The 17,491-nt window shown below is 71.8% G+C and carries 17 protein-coding genes; 10 read left to right on the top strand and 7 right to left on the bottom strand.

From position 1 onward, the window contains the following. The first annotated feature begins 109 nt into the window (after nt 1-109). A complete protein-coding gene (locus ACWC0C_RS32265; protein WP_450867598.1) occupies nt 110-610 on the top strand; it encodes a hypothetical protein in 501 nt (166 codons plus the stop codon). 182 nt (nt 611-792) lie between these two features. On the opposite strand, the gene ACWC0C_RS32270 is transcribed toward ACWC0C_RS32265, so the two are convergent. Then, nucleotides 793-1,947, bottom strand: coding sequence for a PP2C family protein-serine/threonine phosphatase (locus ACWC0C_RS32270; protein ID WP_450867599.1), 1,155 nt, complete (start codon nt 1,945-1,947; stop codon nt 793-795). A 241-nt stretch (nt 1,948-2,188) separates the two neighbouring features. Between ACWC0C_RS32270 and ACWC0C_RS32275 the strand changes: the two genes are divergently transcribed. The 4 genes from ACWC0C_RS32275 to ACWC0C_RS32290 are packed head-to-tail and all read left to right on the top strand — an operon-like array spanning nt 2,189 to nt 4,620. Next, nucleotides 2,189-2,875, top strand: a complete 687-nt coding sequence (locus ACWC0C_RS32275) for a hypothetical protein (RefSeq protein ID WP_450867601.1) — start codon at nt 2,189-2,191, stop codon at nt 2,873-2,875. Beyond that, nucleotides 2,872-3,150: a hypothetical protein gene (locus ACWC0C_RS32280; RefSeq protein ID WP_449194088.1), complete on the top strand. Its 279-nt coding sequence runs from the start codon at nt 2,872-2,874 to the stop codon at nt 3,148-3,150. The genes ACWC0C_RS32275 and ACWC0C_RS32280 overlap by 4 nt, the downstream gene beginning before the upstream one ends. Beyond that, nucleotides 3,147-3,884 carry a metallophosphoesterase family protein gene (locus ACWC0C_RS32285; RefSeq protein WP_450867602.1) on the top strand — a complete coding sequence of 246 codons (738 nt, stop codon included), beginning with the start codon at nt 3,147-3,149 and terminating at the stop codon, nt 3,882-3,884. The genes ACWC0C_RS32280 and ACWC0C_RS32285 overlap by 4 nt, the downstream gene beginning before the upstream one ends. Before the next feature lie 31 nt (nt 3,885-3,915). Further along, the gene (locus ACWC0C_RS32290) at nt 3,916-4,620 is read left to right on the top strand and encodes a Clp protease N-terminal domain-containing protein (protein WP_450867604.1); all 705 of its coding nucleotides are present in this window, start codon (nt 3,916-3,918) and stop codon (nt 4,618-4,620) included. Between the two features lie 26 nt (nt 4,621-4,646). On the opposite strand, the gene ACWC0C_RS32295 is transcribed toward ACWC0C_RS32290, so the two are convergent. The 5 genes from ACWC0C_RS32295 to fae form a co-directional block, all read right to left on the bottom strand. Next, on the bottom strand, nt 4,647-5,804 hold the full coding sequence (locus ACWC0C_RS32295) for an iron-containing alcohol dehydrogenase family protein (RefSeq protein WP_450867605.1): 1,158 nt from the start codon (nt 5,802-5,804) through the stop codon (nt 4,647-4,649). Nucleotides 5,805-5,834: 30 nt separating this feature from the next. Then, nucleotides 5,835-6,770, bottom strand: coding sequence for an NAD(P)-dependent oxidoreductase (locus tag ACWC0C_RS32300; RefSeq protein WP_450867607.1), 936 nt, complete (start codon nt 6,768-6,770; stop codon nt 5,835-5,837). Nucleotides 6,771-6,844: 74 nt separating this feature from the next. Beyond that, a complete protein-coding gene (locus ACWC0C_RS32305) occupies nt 6,845-8,365 on the bottom strand; it encodes an aldehyde dehydrogenase (protein WP_449194093.1) in 1,521 nt (506 codons plus the stop codon). After that, nucleotides 8,362-9,474, bottom strand: coding sequence for a mandelate racemase/muconate lactonizing enzyme family protein (locus ACWC0C_RS32310; RefSeq protein ID WP_450867608.1), 1,113 nt, complete (start codon nt 9,472-9,474; stop codon nt 8,362-8,364). The genes ACWC0C_RS32305 and ACWC0C_RS32310 overlap by 4 nt, the downstream gene beginning before the upstream one ends. Beyond that, nucleotides 9,471-10,034: a formaldehyde-activating enzyme gene (fae, locus tag ACWC0C_RS32315; protein WP_450867610.1), complete on the bottom strand. Its 564-nt coding sequence runs from the start codon at nt 10,032-10,034 to the stop codon at nt 9,471-9,473. The genes ACWC0C_RS32310 and fae overlap by 4 nt, the downstream gene beginning before the upstream one ends. A gap of 257 nt (nt 10,035-10,291) precedes the next feature. On the opposite strand from fae, the gene ACWC0C_RS32320 reads away from it, so the two are divergent. The 4 genes from ACWC0C_RS32320 (at nt 10,292) to ACWC0C_RS32335 (ending at nt 14,919) form a co-directional block, all read left to right on the top strand. Continuing rightward, on the top strand, nt 10,292-11,077 hold the full coding sequence (locus ACWC0C_RS32320; RefSeq protein WP_450867611.1) for an IclR family transcriptional regulator: 786 nt from the start codon (nt 10,292-10,294) through the stop codon (nt 11,075-11,077). A gap of 129 nt (nt 11,078-11,206) precedes the next feature. After that, on the top strand, nt 11,207-12,685 hold the full coding sequence (locus ACWC0C_RS32325) for an NAD-dependent succinate-semialdehyde dehydrogenase (RefSeq protein WP_450867613.1): 1,479 nt from the start codon (nt 11,207-11,209) through the stop codon (nt 12,683-12,685). A gap of 51 nt (nt 12,686-12,736) precedes the next feature. Beyond that, nucleotides 12,737-14,107: an MFS transporter gene (locus tag ACWC0C_RS32330; protein WP_450867614.1), complete on the top strand. Its 1,371-nt coding sequence runs from the start codon at nt 12,737-12,739 to the stop codon at nt 14,105-14,107. Nucleotides 14,108-14,262: 155 nt separating this feature from the next. Then, nucleotides 14,263-14,919: a hypothetical protein gene (locus ACWC0C_RS32335; protein WP_450867616.1), complete on the top strand. Its 657-nt coding sequence runs from the start codon at nt 14,263-14,265 to the stop codon at nt 14,917-14,919. Here the strand turns inward: ACWC0C_RS32335 and ACWC0C_RS32340 are convergent. Beyond that, entirely contained in the window at nt 14,909-15,898 is a 990-nt protein-coding gene (locus tag ACWC0C_RS32340; protein WP_450867618.1) for an aldo/keto reductase, read from the bottom strand. The genes ACWC0C_RS32335 and ACWC0C_RS32340 overlap by 11 nt on opposite strands. A 729-nt stretch (nt 15,899-16,627) precedes the next feature. Here ACWC0C_RS32340 and ACWC0C_RS32345 point away from each other — a divergent pair. Then, nucleotides 16,628-17,491, top strand: an 864-nt coding sequence (locus tag ACWC0C_RS32345) for a hypothetical protein (RefSeq protein ID WP_450867619.1), incomplete at its 3' end; no start/stop codon positions are given.

Here is a 17,491-nt window from a genome sequence, read left to right on the forward strand (position 1 = left end):
TGGGAAAAAAGCAGGGAGAAGCGGAACCGGCGCGAGGGAAATCAGGTCTTAAAGTCCGTCGACGGCCGGGATCGGCCTGGTCGTACCGAAACCGGGGGGAACGAGACGTATGTCCGTCCGCAGACGCAAGACCCTGATCACCGCCGTGGCTCTCGCCGGCGGGCTCACCCTGGCCGCCGTGACGCCCGCTCTCGCGGGCGCCGGCGCGAGCCACACCACCCGTGCCGCCGCGGTGTCCTCCGCCCAGGGCGACCCGCGCAACGTCACCCAGCGCGTGGCCGACTTCTACGGTGCCTACATCGACGCCGTCTGGTCCACCGACGACAAGTCCGCGGGTGATGCCGCCAAGGCGCTGCGTGCCTTCTACCTCTCCGCCGCCGCCCAGAAGAAAGTCGCCGCCTTCGAGAAGAAGGAGCACGCCGACGGCATTCTCTTCGCGCAGAACGTTCCGGTGAAGTGGAAGGTCACCTACACCGGTTCCGGCGCCGGCCACGCCACCAGCCGGGTGACGCTCACCTGGAGCGACGGGCCGCACGCCGAGGTCAGCAGGATCGACGTCCAGTCCGACCTGAAGACCCTCAAGATCACCGACCTCAAGTCGGTCCGCTGACCGGGGGCGTGCGGTCCCGCCCCGCCCCACTCGGGGCGGGACTCACGCCTGCCGTGGAGGTCAGTGGCCCCCGCGAGGGAAGTACGGCCGGGGCAGCGCCGTCCCGCGGTCGGCCATGATCTGTCGTACGTGCGAACTGAACATTGGTGCACGGGGAGTTCAAGCAGACGCTTGAGCGAGTTTCACCCGTGCCGGAAGCTGTCCGCGCCGGTGCCCCGGCCGTGGTGGCGGCGCCGGTCGACGGTCGTGCGGTGCAGGGCGATGAGCGCGGCGTCGTCGTCCAGCCGGCCCCCCGCATGCGTGAGCAGGTCGCGCCGCACATGGTGCATCAGCGCCTCGGGACTGTCGTCGGTCCAGCGGACCACCCGCTCGGTGAGCGGATAGAACCGGCCGTGGGCGTCCCTGGCCTCCATCACACCGTCGGTGTAGAGGAGCAGGGTGTCGCCGGGCTCGAAGGAGAACACGTCCAGCGTGTGCTCGGTGACGCCGTGCTCCACCCCGAGCGGCGGTGACGGGTGCAGGCTCGGCACGGTGACGGCCTGGCCGGGGCTCAGCAGCAGCGGCGGCGGATGGCCGCAGCTGGTCATCCGGGTGACCGGATCCCGGTCCGGTATCTCCACCAGCAGCGCGGTGGCGAACCGTTCGCCCGCCTCCTCCGGCGTGTCCAGATCCGCCGCGTAACGGGTGACGCTCTGCTCCAGCAGGGCGGCCAGTTCCTCGAGCGAGATGTGCCGGTGGGCGCTCTCCCGGAAGGCGCCGAGCAGCAGCGCGGCCTCGCCGATCGCGGGCAGCCCCTTGCCGCGCACATCGCCGATCAGGACCCGCACCGCGCCGTCGCACCGGGTCGCCGCGTACAGGTCGCCGCCGATCTGTGCCTCGTCCTCGGCGGCCAGGTACAGCGAGGCGATCCGCAGCGGGCCGATCTGCTCGGGCAACGGCCACATCAGCACGTGCTGCGCCGCCTCGGCGACCGTGCGGACCTGGGCCAGCTGGGCCAGCCGGCGCTCCTTCAGGGCGCTGTAGATCACCACCAGCACCGAGAGCACCGCGAGGGTGATGATCTGCACGACGTGGTTCATGGTGCCGAGACCGCCGTGCGTGACACCGATGAGGATCTGGGCGGCCAGGGCCAGCGCTCCGACGCCCGCCGTGGTCCGTGGCCCGGCGAAGGACGGCGTGAGCGCGGGCGCGATCACCAGAGCCGGGCCGAGGTGCACATTGGTGGGGGTCTGCGTGTCGATCACCGTGATCACCACGATGAGCGCGACCGGAAGCAGCAACAGAGCGTGTGCCGACTGCCACGGCTGCCGCGAACCCACCCTGAGCAGGGCCCTCATTCCTACAGCGTGCTCCCGCGCCGGACGCGATGCACGTCACGGCGGGAAGAATGGGAGACGTGAGACCTGTGGAACACGGGTCGCTGATCTCATGTGCCGGGGCCGGGACACCGGCCCGACCGCCGACGAGGAGATCGTCGGCAGCGTACGCCGTGTCGCTGCGGGTGCGCCGGGTACCCGTACGACCCCCGGGGCCGCACCGGCCGAACCGGGGGTGCAGGGTGGCGTGAACGGAGATGCCATGACGCACAACGGGGAGGGGACCGCGCCACTGCGGCGGCCGGAGGTCACCGGGCTCCACCTCGCCACGGGCGGACCGGGCGACCCCGCCGCGCCCGCGCCGGTACAGCCCGGCCTGCCACAGGACCGCAGCCAGGCCATCCTGGAGGCCGCCAAGCAGATCGGTGCCCTGCTCAAACGGGCCGGTCACCCGTTCGCACTCGCCGGGAGCGTGGCCGTGTACGCCCACGGCGGCAGCCGCTATCTCCAGCACGACGCCGACTTCTGCGTGCTGCCCGACGACGCCGAGGCGGTGGCCGCCACCCTGCGCGAGGCCGGTCTTCCCATCCGGACCCCGCCGGAGGACTGGCTGCTGAAGACCACCTGCCAGGGGCAGAACGTCGACATCATCTTCGCCCTCGCGCACCAGCCCGTGACCCGGGACATGCTCAAACGCGCCCATGTCCTGCCGGTCGACTCGGTACTGATGCCCGTCCTGTCGCCGACCGACCTGATCCACAGCCTGATCAGCGCGTTCTCCGAGCACTACTGCGACTTCGGGGCCGTCCTGCCGGTGGCCCGTGCCGTCCGCGAGAAGGTCGACTGGGACGAGCTGCGGGCGGCCTGCGGCGACCAGCCCATGCCGGCCGCCTTCCTCTTCCTCCTCGAACGGCTGAACGTGATCGACCCCCAGGAGGGGCAGCCATGACCGACACCAGCCCGCCGCCCCCGCCGACGGCAGGCAACCTGGACTACCGCGTCGCCCATCTCGCCGAACGCCTGGCCGCCGGGCCGCTCGGGGAGCTCGGCGTACGGCCGGAGCTGCGCGGCGACGCCGTCCAGCTGACCGGTACCGTGCCGTCCACCCAGTACCGGGACGACATCCTGCGCATCGCCCGCGAGGAACTGGCGGGGCATCCCGTCCACTGCGACATCCTCGTCGCCGGGACCTCCTCGCCCGACCACGGGGAGGACCTGACATGATCCGCGTCGCGGCCGTCGGGGACATCCACATGGGCCCCGAGAGCCAGGGCACGCTGCGCCCCTCCTTCGAGACGCTGCCGGAATGGGCCGACGTCCTGCTCCTCGCCGGGGATCTGACGCGGCACGGCACTCCGGAGGAGGCCGCGGTCGTCGCACGGGAGATCAAGGACCTCGGCGTGCCGGTCGTCGCCGTTCTCGGCAACCACGACCACCACGACGAGCGGCCCGAGGAGGTCGCCGCGATCCTCCGGGACGCCGGCGCCCATGTACTGGAGGGACAGGCCGTCGTCGTCAACGCCGGCGAGGCCCGGATCGGGGTCGCCGGGACGAAGGGGTTCGGCGGCGGATTCGTCGGACGCTGCGCCGGGGAGTTCGGCGAACCGCTGATGAAGGAGTTCGTCCGCTACAGCCGCCGCTGCGCCGACGGCCTGCACACCGCCCTGAAGGACCTGGCCGACCGCGACTGCGACGTGCGGATCGCCCTGACCCACTTCTCGCCCGTGCCGGACACCCTGGCCGGGGAGCCGCCGGAGATCTATCCCTTCCTCGGCAGCTACCTGCTGGCCGAGGCGATCGACACCGCCGGCGCCGACCTCGCCGTGCACGGCCACGCCCACGCCGGTTCCGAGCACGGCATGACCAGCGGCGGCGTCCGCGTACGGAACGTGGCCCAGCCGGTCATCGGGCAGGCCTTCCACGTGTATCACCTGCCGGAAGCGTCAATTACAAGTTGACGCTGAGAGGTCGTCAACTTACGATTGACGCATGAGTCCACTCGACATCAGCCTCGCCGACCTGATCGCCCGGCTCGACGAGGAACTCCCCGACGCCAACGAACTGGCCCGCATCAGCGAGGCACGACTTCGCGCCCAGACGCTGTCCGACCTCGGTGACCAGCTCATCGACCACTACGTCAGCAAGGCCAAGCAGACCGGCGCGTCCTGGACCGAGATCGGCGACGCCATCGGAGTGTCCAAACAGGCCGCCCAGCAACGCCATGCGCCCGCCCCGTTCGAGCGGTTCACCAAGCTGAACCGGCACAGCATCGTGCTGGCGCAGGAGGCTGCCCGAACGCACAAGCACGACTTCATCGGCACCGAACACATGCTGCTCGGCCTGCTCGGCGAACCGCAGGGCCTCGCGTATGAGGTGCTGGTGGCGAAAACCGGGTCGGAGCAACGCATCCGCGACGCGATCGAGGAAGCGATGCCGCCGACCGGGGAGAAGGCGCTGCGGGGTCACATCGCGTTCCGGCCGGAGAGCAAGGAGGCCATCGAGCAGGCACGCCGCGTGTCGGCCGACCTCGGCCACGACTGGGTCGGCACGGAACACACGCTGCTGGGCCTGATCCGCGCCGAGGAGAGCCCGGCCGCGCAGATCCTGCGCAGCCTCGGCTTCACGTCGGACCAACTGCACGAGACGGTCAAGACCGAGATCGCCAAACGGCTCGCCGTGCGTGACAAGCAGTAACGAAACGATCGGTCGCCGCGAGGGGTTCAGTACACCCGCGTCAGCAGTTCCAGCACCTCGGCCTCCTCCGGCAGTCGCGGGGTGTTCTTCGTGACCGCGTCCGCGACCGCGCCCGCCGCGATGGCCGGCAACAGGGCGCGGTCGGCGCCCAGGTCGCGCAGCGGGCGTTTGATGTCGAGGGTGCCGGACAGGTCCCGTACCGCCGCGACGGCTGCCCGGGCCCAGTCGCCGTCGGCGGGCGGCGGCACGCGCATGGCCCGCGCCGCCTGCTCGTAGGCTTCCCGCGCCGCCGGTGCGCTGAACTCCATGACCTCCTCCAGGACGGCGGCGAGGGCGACACCGTGCGGGGTGCCGGTGTGGGCGGTGAGCGCGTGGCCGATGCCGTGGACCAGGCCGAGCCCGGAGAGGGTCAGGGCCTGGCCGGCCAGATGGGCGCCCATCATCAGCTCGGCGCGCGCGTCGAGGTCCGAGCCGTCCCGGTGGGCGGACGGCAGCGCACGGCTGACCATGCCCACCGCCTGGGTGGCGTAGGCGACGGAGAAGGCGTTCGCGCCGCGCGAGGCCAGCGACTCGATGCCGTGGACGAGCGCGTCGATGCCGGTCGCGGCGGTCGCCGCCGGCGGCAGGCCGAGCGTCAGCTCCGGGTCGAGCAGGGCGACGCGGGGCTTGACGGAGGGGTGGCCGATGTACACCTTGCGACAGGCCGCCGTGTCCTCGATGACACCGAAGCCGTTGGTCTCCGCACCGGTCCCGGAGGTGGTCGGTACGGCGATCAGCGGCAGCCCGTCGGCCGCCTCCCAGAGGTGGTCGGCGTCGGCGGCGACCGCGTCCGGGTTGCCCACCAGCAGGGATATACCCTTCGCGGCGTCCAGCACCGAGCCGCCGCCCAGTGCGACGACCGCCGCCGGACCGAACGCACGGGCCCGGGCGGCGCCCGCGTCGACGTTCCCGGTGGAAGGGTTGGGTGCCACCTCGTCGTACACGGCGTACTCCACGCCCGCCATGTCGAGGGTCTTCAGCACGCGCTCGGCGACACCGGCCGCGCGCAGTCCCCGGTCGGTGACGACGAACGCGCGGTGGTGACCGGTGGCCGAGATCAGTTCGGGCAGCAGCTCGATCCGGCCGGGGCCGAACTCGACGCGGCAGACGGTGTCGAGGCTGAAGGGGGTGAAGCTGTCGGTCATGGGTGCGGCTCCTGGGAGGACTCGGTGGCGTCAGGCCGTGAGCGTGGTGGCGTCGAGCACGGCGGCCGCGGGCGGCAGCCTGAACTCCCGCCCGGCCAGCGCCTCGTAGAGCCGTACCGGGCTCATCTCGCCCGCGAGGTCGCCGTGCTGGGCCTTGGAGCGGCGGTAGATCTGCTCGACCAGCGCCGACAGCTCCGTGGAGACCCCCAGGTCACGGCCGAGGTCGACGGCGAGCCCGAGGTCCTTGCAGGCCAGCGCCATCGCGAAGGAGTCGTCGTAGTCGCCGTCGGCGAGCACGCACATGATGTCGTGCTCCAGGAAGTGCGACGCCGCCGGTGAGGCGAGCAGCGAGCCTCGCAGCACACCCAGGTCGACACCCGCCTTGACGCCCATCGCCAGCACCTCGCTGCTGGCGACGAGGTGGCTGAACCACAGCAGGTTGATCATGAGCTTGACGGTGTAACCGGCGCCCAGCGGGCCGACGTGCAGCACACGGTCGGGGTCGCCCATCGCCTCGAAGGCCGGCAGCGCGATCCGGAAGTCGTCGCCTGCGCCGCCCGCGAAGATCTGCAGCGTGCCCGCCTCGGCGCCGCGCGCCATCCCGCTGACCGGTGCGTCCAGCCGGCGTACGCCGCGCGCGTCGAGCACCTCGGCCGCGACCCGCTCGGCGGCGGCCGGGGTGGACGTCGACATGTCGATCCACAGCGCGCCCTCGGGCAGCGCCTCGGCGGCTCCGCCGCGCAGCAGCACGTCCTCCACGATGCGGGGATTGGGCAGCATGGTGATCAGGAACTCGGCGTCCTGGGCGCAGTCGGCGGGGGTGTCCGCCCAGCGCGCGCCGAGCGCGAGGTGCTCGGCGGCGGTCTCGGGCCGGGTGTCGTGCACGGTGACCGGATGCCCCGCATGGATCAGGTGCCGGGCCATGTGCCGTCCCATGTTGCCCAGGCCGATGAAACCGATCCTCATCAGTTGTCCTCGCTGCATGTCAGTAGCTGCATATCGGTAGCCGCGTATCAGTAGGGGAAGGAAGGACTCGCCGTTCAGGCGAGGCTGACCCAGGTCGTCTTGAGTGCCGTGTACGCGTCCAGCGCGTGCAGGGACTTGTCGCGGCCCGCGCCGGTCGCCTTGAAGCCGCCGAACGGCGTGATGACGTCGCTGGCGTCGAAGGTGTTGATCCACACCGTGCCGGCCCGCAGCCGCCGCGCGGTCCGGTGGGCCACGGTCACGTCCCGGGTCCACACGGAGGCGACGAGCCCGAAGTCGCTCTGGTTCGCGAGCCGTACGCCGTCCTCCGCGTCACCGTCGTACGACACCACGGCGAGCACCGGCCCGAAGATCTCCTCCTGCCCGACGACCGAGGTGTTCGCCACCCCGTCGAGCACGGTCGGCTCCACATAGCTGCCACCGGTCTCGGCCAGCACGCGCCGGCCGCCGATGCGTACGGTCGCGCCGTCCTGGACGCCCCGTTCGATGTAGCCCAGGATCTTGGCGAGTTGGGCCTCGTCCACGATCGGTCCCATCACCGTGGCCGGGTCGAGCGGGTCGCCCACGCGGAAGGTCTCGGCGGTGATCCGGCCTACGGCGTCCAGCAGCCGGTCCTTGACGGAGGCGTGCACGACGACCCGTGAGCCCGCGTTGCAGGTCTGGCCCGCGTTGTAGAAGATGCCCCAGGCCACGGCGGACGCGGCGGCCTCGATGTCGGCGTCCGCCAGGACGAGCTGGGGGGACTTGCCGCCCGCCTCGACGGCGACCTGCTTGCCGTTGGACTCGCCCGCGTACACCTGGAAGAGCCGGGCGACCTCCGCCGAGCCGGTGAAGGCGATCTTGTCGACGTCCGGGTGCCGGCCGAGCGCCTGCCCGGCGACCTCGCCCCGCCCGGGGACCACGTTGAACACACCGTCCGGCAGCCCCGCCTCGGTGGCGAGCGCGGCCAGCCGCAGCGCCGCGAGCGAGGTCTGCTCGGCGGGCTTCAGGACCACGCTGTTGCCGGTCGCGAGTGCCGGGCCCAGCTTCCAACTGGCGATCAGCAGCGCGTAGTTCCACGGCACGACGGCACCGATGACACCCAGCGGCTCACGGGTGATCAGCGCCAGCGCGTCACCGGGCGTGGGAGCCACCTCGTCGTACGTCTTGTCGATCGTCTCCGCGTACCAGGCGATCGTCTCCGCCGCCTTGGCCACGTCCACGCGCAGCGACTCGGTGATGGGCTTTCCCATCTCCAGCGTGTCGAGCAGCGCCAGTTCCTCGGCGTTCGCCCGGATCAGCTCCGCCCAGCGCAGCAGGATCCGCTTGCGCTGCTTGGGCGCGAGGTCGCGCCAGCGGCCGTCCTCGAAGGCGGCCCGGGCGGACCGTACGGCCCGGTCGACGTCCTCGGCGGACGCGGCCTGCACCTCGGCCAGCACCCTGCCGTCGCGCGGGGAGGTGCTCGCGAACACCTCGCCGGACGTCGCGTCCGTGAACGCGCCGTCGATGTAGGGGCGGGTGTCGAAGACGAGCTTGTCGGCCGCCGCCCGCCACTCGGCGTAGGTGCGCCCCGGCAACTCCTCGATGCTGTACGTCACTTCACCCTCCAGCGGTCGATCGCGTCCTCGTCCAGCTCCACGCCGAGCCCCGGCTTGTCCGGCACCTCGAGGCAGCCGTCGGCGCCGACCCGCACCGGTTCGGCGAGCATGAAGTCGCGGCGTTCGGGGGTCCAGCCGGGCGGGTCGTAGGGGAACTCGAAGTACGGGCCGCCGCCGACGCCCGCCGCCACATGGAGGTTGGCGAGCACCCCGATGCCGTTCGTCCAGCTGTGCGGGGTGAACTGACGGTGCTTCAGCTGGGCCAGCTCGGCGAGCGTGCGGGCGCGGTGCATGCCGATCGCGAGGACGACGTCCATCTGGTAGATGTCGAGCGCGTCCTCCTCCAGGTAGCGCAGCAGCTCCGGGACCGAGTGGTGCATCTCGCCGGCCGCGATCCGCACGCCCGGGTTCTCGGCGCGCAGCCGCTTGAAACCGTCCACGTCCGCGTACGGCAGCGGCTCCTCGACCCAGAACACGTCCAGCTCGGCGAGCCGGGCGATGATCTTGCGGGTCTTGGCGAGGTCGGAGGCGTGCGCCGTGTCGCCCGCCATCCGCCAGGACTGGTTGAGGTCGACCATGATCTCGAAGCCGTCGCCGAGTTCCTCGCGCACGGCCCGGACCGCCGCGATGCCGTCCTCGACCCGGTCCCGGTCGATGCGGATCTTCATCGCCCGGAAACCCGCCTCGCGCACCTTCAGCGCGGTCGCGACGCGTTCCCCGGGGCACTTCAGCTCGCCGGAGGAGGCGTACGCGGGCAGCTTCTTCGCCGCGTTGCCGAAGAGTTCGGACACCGGGCGGCCGTGCACCTTGCCGATGACGTCCCACAGCGCGGCCTCCAGCGGCCAGTAGGGCGCGCCGTGGAAGCTGGCCGTCTCGATGGCTCGCACATGCCGGGTGATGTCGAGCGGGTCCTCGCCGACGAACAGGTGCTTGTAGGTCTCGAATCCGTCCATGAGGTCGCCGGAGCCGATGCCGGTGATCCCCTCGTCGGTGTGCACGCGCACGATCGTGGCGTCGAAACGGCCGCGCGGCACCGGGTCCCAGGCCGCACGGAACGGCGGGTCGAGCTCCAGGCACAGCCGGTCGAGCGTGATGTCGGTGATCTTCACCGGGCGAGCACCTCCGCGGACGGTGTGTAGAACGGGTTCGCCGGACCCTCCTTGGCCGCGTCCAGCACCTCGGCCACCGAGGGCGAGCCGGTCACCGCGGCCCGCACGGCGCCGTACGCGGCCGCGCGCTGGTTGCGGAAGGAGACGTCGAGGTCGTCGACGCCGGGGTTGACCCAGACGGCCGCGATGATCAGCAGCTCGTCCGCCTCCCGGGCCGGGATCACACCCTCCGCGACCGCGTCCAGCACACCCTGCGCCAGCCCCGCCTGCGCACTGCCCCAGGTGGCCCGCTCGTGCAGCTCGCCCTCGGCGGCGGCCTTGGTGACGAACAGGGTCGCCGGCCTGACCGGCACCGACGGCCGTACGACCGTCATGAACGGCACGTGCCCGGCACTCGGCGTGGCCAGCGCGGTCGCCCAGGCGGTCTCGACCGGGCCGCCCTTGCGGCCGATCACGACATTGGTGTGCGCGGCGTTCACGCCGTCGCCGGCGAATGACTCGCCGATCAGCGCGGTCGCCGCAAAGGAAGCGGTCGCGGCAAAAGAATCCGGGGAAGGCATCGGAACTCCAGGACCTTCGGTGGCGGGGGTTCGACGGACGAACCGGGCGGGGTTCGACGGGCGAACCAGGACGCGAACGGACCGAAGCGCGCGAGCCTCGCATTCGGAGCAGTTCCTCCGGCCCGATGCGGCGAATCTAGGTCCGGCACCCGGCGTCGGCAAGGCGCTCCCGGGAATCGAAATGCCGGTTGCTCTCCGGACAACTCGACGCTTGACCTGGGGGTTCTCTCCGGCTTCGGCGTGCCTAGGATGGCGCCGTGACGGACACCCCCATCGCGCGCGGGCACGGTCTGCGCCGGGACATCGATCTGCTGGAAGCCCTCGCCTCCGACGAGGCCCAGCGCGCCGGAGGCCTCGGCGTGGTCCGTCTGGCCCAGCTCGTCGGCCGCGAGAAGACCCAGATCTCCCGCGCCCTGAAGGCCCTCGCCGCCGAGGGGATCGTGGAACGCGACCCGGACACCCTGGAGTACCGCCTGGGCTGGCGGCTGTTCTCGCTGGTCGCCCGCACCTCCGAGAGCCGCCTGGTGCGCGTCGCCGAGCCGGTCATGCACGCCCTCTCGGCGGATCTGGAGGAGACCAGCCACCTGTGCGTCCTCCACGACCGCGAGGTGCTCACCCTGCTGTCCGTCTCCGGGCACTCCTTCCGTGTCCACGGCTGGGAGGGCCGTGGGGTGCCCGCCTGGCGGCTGTCGGCCGGCCGGGTCCTGCTGGCCGACGCCACCCCGGACGAGCTGTACGTCCGCTTCGGCACGGCGAGCGAGATGCCGGTGCCCGAGCTGTGGTCGCTGATCCAGGAGGGCAGACGGCACGGGTACGCCCGCGTCAGCGAGGAGTTCGAGGCGAACCTGGTCGGCGTGTCCGCGCCGGTACGGGACTTCCGCGGCCGGGTCGTCGCCGCGCTGAACATCTCCGCCCCCAAGTCCCGCCTCGGTGACCGGCTCGACGAGGCCGGGCGCACGACGGCACGCGCGGCGGCCCGGGTGTCCTCGCAGCTCGGCTGGGAACCGCGCTCCGCGCCACCGGCCCGGAAGACGCCCCTGTGATCGGCGAGTTGCCCTCACAGCAACCCCCGTTGCGATCCGGCTGAGTGGCCTTGTCGGCCGTATGACGCGCTCGTAAATTCACCGCGCATCGGACGGAACCCCGTCCGGGACGGAGGAAAAGAGCAGCTCATGAACCTCGCCGGCATCGACACCCTCGCCAAGGCCCCGCTCGCCGACGGTGATGTGTTCCTTGGCGGCCGCTGGCTCCCGGCCGCCGACGGCCGGACCTACCCGGTCTACGACCCGGCCACCGGTGAGCCGGTGCGCTGGGTGTCCGACGCCGGCGCCGAGGACGCCCGCGCGGCACTCGCCGCGGCCGAGGAGGCGGCGGCCGGCTGGCGGGCCACCCCGCCCCGGCGCCGCTCGGAGATCCTGCACGACACCTTCCGGCTGCTGCTCGCACACCGCGACACGCTCGCCGACCTCATCGTGCGGGAGAACGGCAAGGCCCGCGGGGACGCGCTCGCCGAGGTCGGCTACGCGGCCGAGTTCTTCCGCTGGTTCGCCGAGGAGGCCGTCCGTATCGGCTCCTCCTTCGGTGACGCGCCCGGCGGCGGCTTCCGGCACGTCGTCCGGCGGCACCCGGTCGGCGTCACCGCGTTCGTCACCCCGTGGAACTTCCCGGCCGCCATGGCCGCCCGCAAGATCGCCCCCGCCCTCGCGGCCGGCTGCCCCGTACTGCTGAAGCCCGCCCCCGAGACCCCGCTCACCGCGCTCGCGATCGCGGCCCTGCTCGCCGCCGCCGGAGTGCCCGACGGTGTGGTGAGCGTCCTGCCCACCGACCGCGCCCCACAGGTGGTCTCCGCCTGGCTCGGCGACGAACGGGTCCGCAAGTTCTCCTTCACCGGCTCCACCGCCACCGGCAAGCTGCTGCTGGAGCAGGCCGCCGCGAACGTCGTCAACGTGACCATGGAACTCGGCGGCAACGCCCCCTTCGTCGTCTGCGCGGACGCCGACGTCGACGCCGCCGTGCGTGGCGCCATGGACGCCAAGATGCGCGGCGGCGGCGAGGTCTGCATCGCCGCCAACCGGTTCTACGTCCACGAGGCCGTCGCCGCCGAGTTCACCGAGAGGCTCGGCGCCGCCATGGCCGCCGTACGCACCGGACCCGGCGACCAGGAGGGCGTCACGCTCGGCCCGATGATCAACCGCGCCGCGGTCGACCGGATCCGCTCCCTCGTCGACGACGCGCTCGCCCGCGGCGCCCGGATCGCGGCGCGGGGCACCGTCCCCGCCGGGCCCGGCTTCTACCACCCGGCGATGGTCCTCGCCGACGTGCCCGACGACGCCCGCGTCTTCCACGAGGAGATCTTCGGCCCCGTCGCCGCGCTCACCACCTTCACCGGCGAGGACGAGGTGGTGGCCCGCGCCAACGCCACCGTGCACGGCCTCGCCGCCTACGTCTACACGCGCGACGTCGGCCGTGGCCTGCGCCTGGCCGAGCGCCTGGAGGCCGGCATGGTCGGGCTCAACCGGGGCCTGCTGTCGGACCCGGCGGCGCCCTTCGGCGGCGTCAAGCAGTCCGGCCTCGGCCGGGAAGGCGGCCGCGAGGGCATCGAGGCGTTCCTCGAGACCCAGTACATCGCCCTGGACTGGCCCACCGGCTGACTTTCCCCACGTCCCCGGATCCGTACGTCCCTCCCCAGACAAGGACCGCTCATGGCAACGACGCCTACGACTGAACACCAGTTCGATATACCCGACGTCCCGCCGTCCCCCGACCTCCTGCGCGAACGCCGCCGCCTGCACACCAAGCTGAAGCTCGCCACGCAGATCGGCGAGGGCATCGACGGCTACATCATCGGCGGCATCGGCATGGCCATGAGCGCCCTGACCACCGATCTGCATCTGTCCACGGTGATGGAGGGCCTGGTCGGCGCCTCCCCGCTGATCGGCATCTTCGTCGGCGGGCCGCTCTTCGGCCGCCTCGCCGACCGGTTCGGCAGACGGCCCGTCTTCCTGGTCGACATGCTGATCTTCCTGATCGGCTCGGTCCTGCAGCTCTTCGTCACCGACGGACCGCAGCTCTTCCTCATCCGCCTGGTGATGGGCATCGCCATCGGCGGCGAGTACGCCATCGGCGCCCCGCTGCTCTCCGAGTACGCCCCCCGCAAGGGGCGCGGCCGGCTGCTGGCCAGCCTGGAGATCAGCTGGTACGTCGGCTACGCCCTCGCCACCGTCGTCGGCGCCGTCTTCGCCGACGTGCACGGCGGCTGGCGCTGGACCCTGGCCAGCAGCGCGCTCATCGCCCTGGTCTGCGTGGCGCTGCGCGGCGGCATCCCCGAGTCGGCGCGCTGGCTGCTCAGCAAGGGCCGCCGCGAGGAGGCCGAGACCCTCATCCGCACGTACGGCATCGAGATCGACGTCACCGCCGAGCTCGGTGAGACGGCGCGGCCCCAACAGCAGGGATTCCGGGCCCTGTTCAGCCGCGAGCACATCCGCAGCACGGTCTTCGCGAGCGTGTTCTGGGCCGCGCTGGTGCTGCCGTACTTCTCCATCGGCACCTTCTGGACCCAGGTCTTCAACGCCCTGAACATGGGCGACAACGCGGTCGCCGCGCTGCTCGTCTACTCCTTCACCGCCGTCGCCGGCGTCACCGCGGGCTGCCTCGTCGTGGACCGCATCGGCCGCCGCAGGCTGCTGATCCCGCCGTTCTGGATCACCGCCGGCTGTCTGGCCCTGGTCGCGGTGTGGCCGCACTCGACACCCGTGATCGTCGGCGGCTTCCTGTTCTTCATCTTCCTCAACGCCGCCTCCAGCGCGCTCACCGCGGTGTATCCGCTGGAGGTGTTCCCGACGTCGCTGCGGGCCACCGGCGTCGGCTTCGCCACCGCGATGAGCCGCGTCGGCGCGGCCATCGGCACCTTCCTGCTCCCGATGGGGCTCGACCACTTCGGCGCCCGCTTCGTACTCCTCGTGGGCGCAGTCGTCCTCGCCGTCGGCGCCGTGGTCTCCCAGTTCCTGGCCCCGGAGACAACGGACCTGGACCTGGCGAAGGCGGCCCGGACGGCCCGGGAACCGGCGGCCTGAACCCTCGGACCGGACCGCTCCTCCCACGGCCCGACCAGCTCCTCCGCCATACGGCGGAGGAGGTTCGGCCCGCGGGACGATCCACCGGACCGGACAGCCCTGCGATCTTCGGTACCGTACGGGCCCGCCGGGCCCACCAAGACCGAGGACCGAGCATGGACCCGCTGCCGCCCGGAACCGCCACCCGCCCCGGCCGCCTGACGGCCGCCTGGCGGGCGGCACACGAACCCGTCGAGGGCGTCTCCCGCAGCGCACGCCTCATCGCCTGTGCCATACCGCTGACCGTGCTGCCGTCCAGCCTCTGGCGGCTGCCGGTCGCCTTGCGCCCCGGCATCGGCATCGGTGAGCGGGCCTACATCCTCGGCCTGTCGGTGCTCTCCGAGGTCCTCGCGCTCACCGCGTTCGGGCTGATCGCCCGCTGGGGCGAGGTGTTTCCGGGGTGGGTGCCCCACCTGCGTGGCCGCCGCGTTCCGGTGAGCGCGGCGGTCGTCCCGGCCGGGCTCGGGGCCACCGCCCTGACCCTGCTGTGGACGGTGCTGACCCTCGCCACCGAGATCCTGGGCAGAACGATCACGGGAGACCGGCTCCCCGCCGATTTCCCGACCCGAGTGGGCGGCTGGCAGGCCCTGTCCCTCTACGTCTGCTACACGCCCCTGCTCCTGTGGGGTCCGCTGCTGGCTGTCCTCACGGTCGCCTATGCTCGCCGCCGACGACAGCGCCCCCGCAGGGGCGCGGGGAACTGCGCGAGCGACCACCACGCACCCGCTCGCCCGATGACAGTTCCCGGCACCCCTACGGCGCTCAGCGATTGACGGCCCTCATCCCGGCCTCGTCATACCGCTCACCCGCCACCGCAGGCAGCTCCGCATCGATGCGGGCCAGGTCCTCCTTGGTCAGCTCGATGCCGGCCGCGCCGGCGTTCTGCTCCAGGTAGGTGCGCCGCTTGGTGCCCGGGATCGGCACCAGGTCCTCGCCCTGGGCCAGCACCCAGGCGATGGCCAGCTGGGCCGGCGTCACGTCCTTCTCGGCGGCGATCTCCTTCACCTTGGCCGCGAGGCGCAGGTTCGCCTCCAGGTTGGCGTCCGTGAAGCGCGGGTTGTTGCGCCGGAAGTCGTTCTCGTCCAGCTCGTCCGGCGAGGTGAAGCGGCCGGCGAGGAAACCGCGGCCGAGCGGGGAGTACGGCACGAAGCCGATGCCCAGCTCCCGGCAGGCGGGCAGCACCTCGGCCTCCACGTCCCGCGTCCACAGCGAGTACTCGCTCTGCACGGCGGTGATCGGGTGCACGGCGTGCGCCCGCCGGATGGTCTCCGCGCTCGCCTCGCTGAGCCCGATGTGCCGCACCTTGCCCTGCTCGACCAGTTCGGCCAGCGCGCCGACGGTCTCCTCGATGGGCACGTTCGGGTCGACCCGGTGCTGGTAGTACAGGTCGATGTGGTCGGTGCCCAGCCGCTGCAGCGAGCCGTGGATCGACTCACGGACGTGCTCGGCCGACCCGTCCTGCCGGCCGACCGTGCTCATGTCGCCCGGTACGGCGTTGTCCATCCGGTAGTTGAACTTGGTCGCGATCACGTACTCGTCGCGGTGCCCCCGGATCGCCTCGCCGACCAGCGACTCGTTGGTGAGCGGGCCGTAGACCTGCGCGGTGTCGAGGAAGTTGATGCCCAGCTCCAGGGCGCGCCGGATGGTCGCGAGGCCCTCGTCCTGGTCGGCGGAGCCGTAGAAGGCGGACATGCCCATACAGCCAAGGCCGAGAGCCGATACCTCGAGGTCCCGCAGACTGCGCTTCTGCATCTGGTGTCCCAGCCTTTCCTGCACTCTCGATGGTCGCTCCGCACGGCACGCTGACGGAGCCCTCAGCCCTCACGTGCCGTACGTCTGCGACGCTACGAGTTGGAGCGCTCTCGAAGTCAAGCAACGCTCCGCGCCCGGCCAGGAATCCAGCCGGACCGGCAGCTCGAACAGGTCGTTCTGGGTGACCACCGGTTTGCGTGCGCGGCCGTGGCCGCCGCCGCGCCGAGCACGACCGCCGCCGGTCCTCGCGGCAGAGACAGGCGTGTGGAGGCCGGCAGGAACGCTCGGGTGGTGAGATGTGACGCTCGGTCGTGAACTGGCCGTCACCATACGAGAGTTCGTGATCGGACAACACGAGGAGCCTGTACTGGAGGACGGATCCAAGGGGGCGGAGGTTGCCTTCCGGTCCCGGATTCCGCGCCCTGTGGACCTGTGGGTCTTCCCACACCCGCGTGCCTCCGCAACGGATCTTGACGCCCGCCTCCCGGCTCGCTGAACTGTCACCGATCGGGCCTCACCACCACAGAGGCCCCCACCGGGGGAGGGACCGGGCGGACCACGCGACCCGCACCACGGGGCGGGGTGATCGAGAAAGATCCGTACATCTATACGATGGCGCCTGAAACGGGCGGATAACGGGAAAACGCCCCATGACCGGAATACCGGACATGGGGCGAAGGGGGCGATGGACATGACGGGGGAGCCGAAGGCGATGGGCTGCCGTGTCTCATGACGACTGAAGGGCACATCGAGTGGTGCCGCGCGCTGCTCGCTCGGCTCGCCCGGTTCACCGGGCGCACGCTGCGGGGCGAGTGGCATGCCATCGTTGTCGAACCGGTGCGGCGGCTTGCGCGGCGCGGACTGTCCGGACTGATGCTGGGGTTCGTCGCCGCGTTCGGCGTCATCTTCTTCCACGCGATCGCCCAGCACCCGCTCGGTGCGTTGTGGGTGAAGCGGCTCGGCGGCGTCAGGGCCGACCTGCCGCTGTGGCTGTCGCTGCTGCGCACGCCCGTGTCGCTGTACGTCCCGGCGCTCGATCTGCCGGTGTGGGCGGGCATCACCCAGCTGTTCCTCGCCTTCGCCTGGGCCGAACTGGCCCTGGGCCGGGCCCGGACGCTGGCGATCTCCTACGCCACCACCCTGGCCGGCACGCTCACGGCACGCGTGATGATCGCGCTGGGCCCCGGCTGGTGGGGCTTCGGACTGCCGCACGGGTTCGGTCAGGTCCTCGACACCGGGCCCTCGGCGGCCGTGGTCGGCCTGTTCACCTATCTCTCGGTGGTCGAACGCGCCCCCGTGGTGTTCACGCTGACCGGCGGCTCGATGGTGTGGGAGTCCGTCGCCGTGCCCAACCTGGCCGGCCGCGAGCACCTGATCGCGGTGGGCTCGGCGATCGTGCTCGGTCTCCTGCACGGCCGCCGGGCCTGGCTCCGGGCGCGCCTGTGGTCCCTGCTGCACATCCGGGACGGCCGATCCGCGCCCACCGAGCCGACGCCGATCCCCGCGCAGGCGCCGACGCCGATCCCCGCGCAGAACCCGGCGCCGTGCGCGGCAGCGGCTGTCGGGAAGAACCGCACGTTGTGCCGCTTCGGC

It is taken from the genome of Streptomyces sp. NPDC001709 (assembly GCF_053596375.1).

Excerpts from the sequence above, each read along its gene's own strand:
- ACWC0C_RS32280 (WP_449194088.1), top strand. The coding sequence starts at position 2,872 with ATGACCGACACCAGCCCGCCGCCCCCGCCGACGGCAGGCAACCTGGAC.
- ACWC0C_RS32270 (WP_450867599.1), bottom strand. The coding sequence starts at position 1,947 with ATGAGGGCCCTGCTCAGGGTGGGTTCGCGGCAGCCGTGGCAGTCGGCA.
- fae (WP_450867610.1), bottom strand. The coding sequence starts at position 10,034 with ATGCCTTCCCCGGATTCTTTTGCCGCGACCGCTTCCTTTGCGGCGACC.
- ACWC0C_RS32325 (WP_450867613.1), top strand. The coding sequence starts at position 11,207 with ATGAACCTCGCCGGCATCGACACCCTCGCCAAGGCCCCGCTCGCCGAC.
- ACWC0C_RS32265 (WP_450867598.1), top strand. The coding sequence starts at position 110 with ATGTCCGTCCGCAGACGCAAGACCCTGATCACCGCCGTGGCTCTCGCC.
- ACWC0C_RS32290 (WP_450867604.1), top strand. The coding sequence starts at position 3,916 with ATGAGTCCACTCGACATCAGCCTCGCCGACCTGATCGCCCGGCTCGAC.
- ACWC0C_RS32300 (WP_450867607.1), bottom strand. The coding sequence starts at position 6,770 with ATGAGGATCGGTTTCATCGGCCTGGGCAACATGGGACGGCACATGGCC.
- ACWC0C_RS32285 (WP_450867602.1), top strand. The coding sequence starts at position 3,147 with ATGATCCGCGTCGCGGCCGTCGGGGACATCCACATGGGCCCCGAGAGC.
- ACWC0C_RS32340 (WP_450867618.1), bottom strand. The coding sequence starts at position 15,898 with ATGCAGAAGCGCAGTCTGCGGGACCTCGAGGTATCGGCTCTCGGCCTT.
- ACWC0C_RS32295 (WP_450867605.1), bottom strand. The coding sequence starts at position 5,804 with ATGACCGACAGCTTCACCCCCTTCAGCCTCGACACCGTCTGCCGCGTC.
- ACWC0C_RS32275 (WP_450867601.1), top strand. The coding sequence starts at position 2,189 with ATGACGCACAACGGGGAGGGGACCGCGCCACTGCGGCGGCCGGAGGTC.
- ACWC0C_RS32335 (WP_450867616.1), top strand. The coding sequence starts at position 14,263 with ATGGACCCGCTGCCGCCCGGAACCGCCACCCGCCCCGGCCGCCTGACG.
- ACWC0C_RS32330 (WP_450867614.1), top strand. The coding sequence starts at position 12,737 with ATGGCAACGACGCCTACGACTGAACACCAGTTCGATATACCCGACGTC.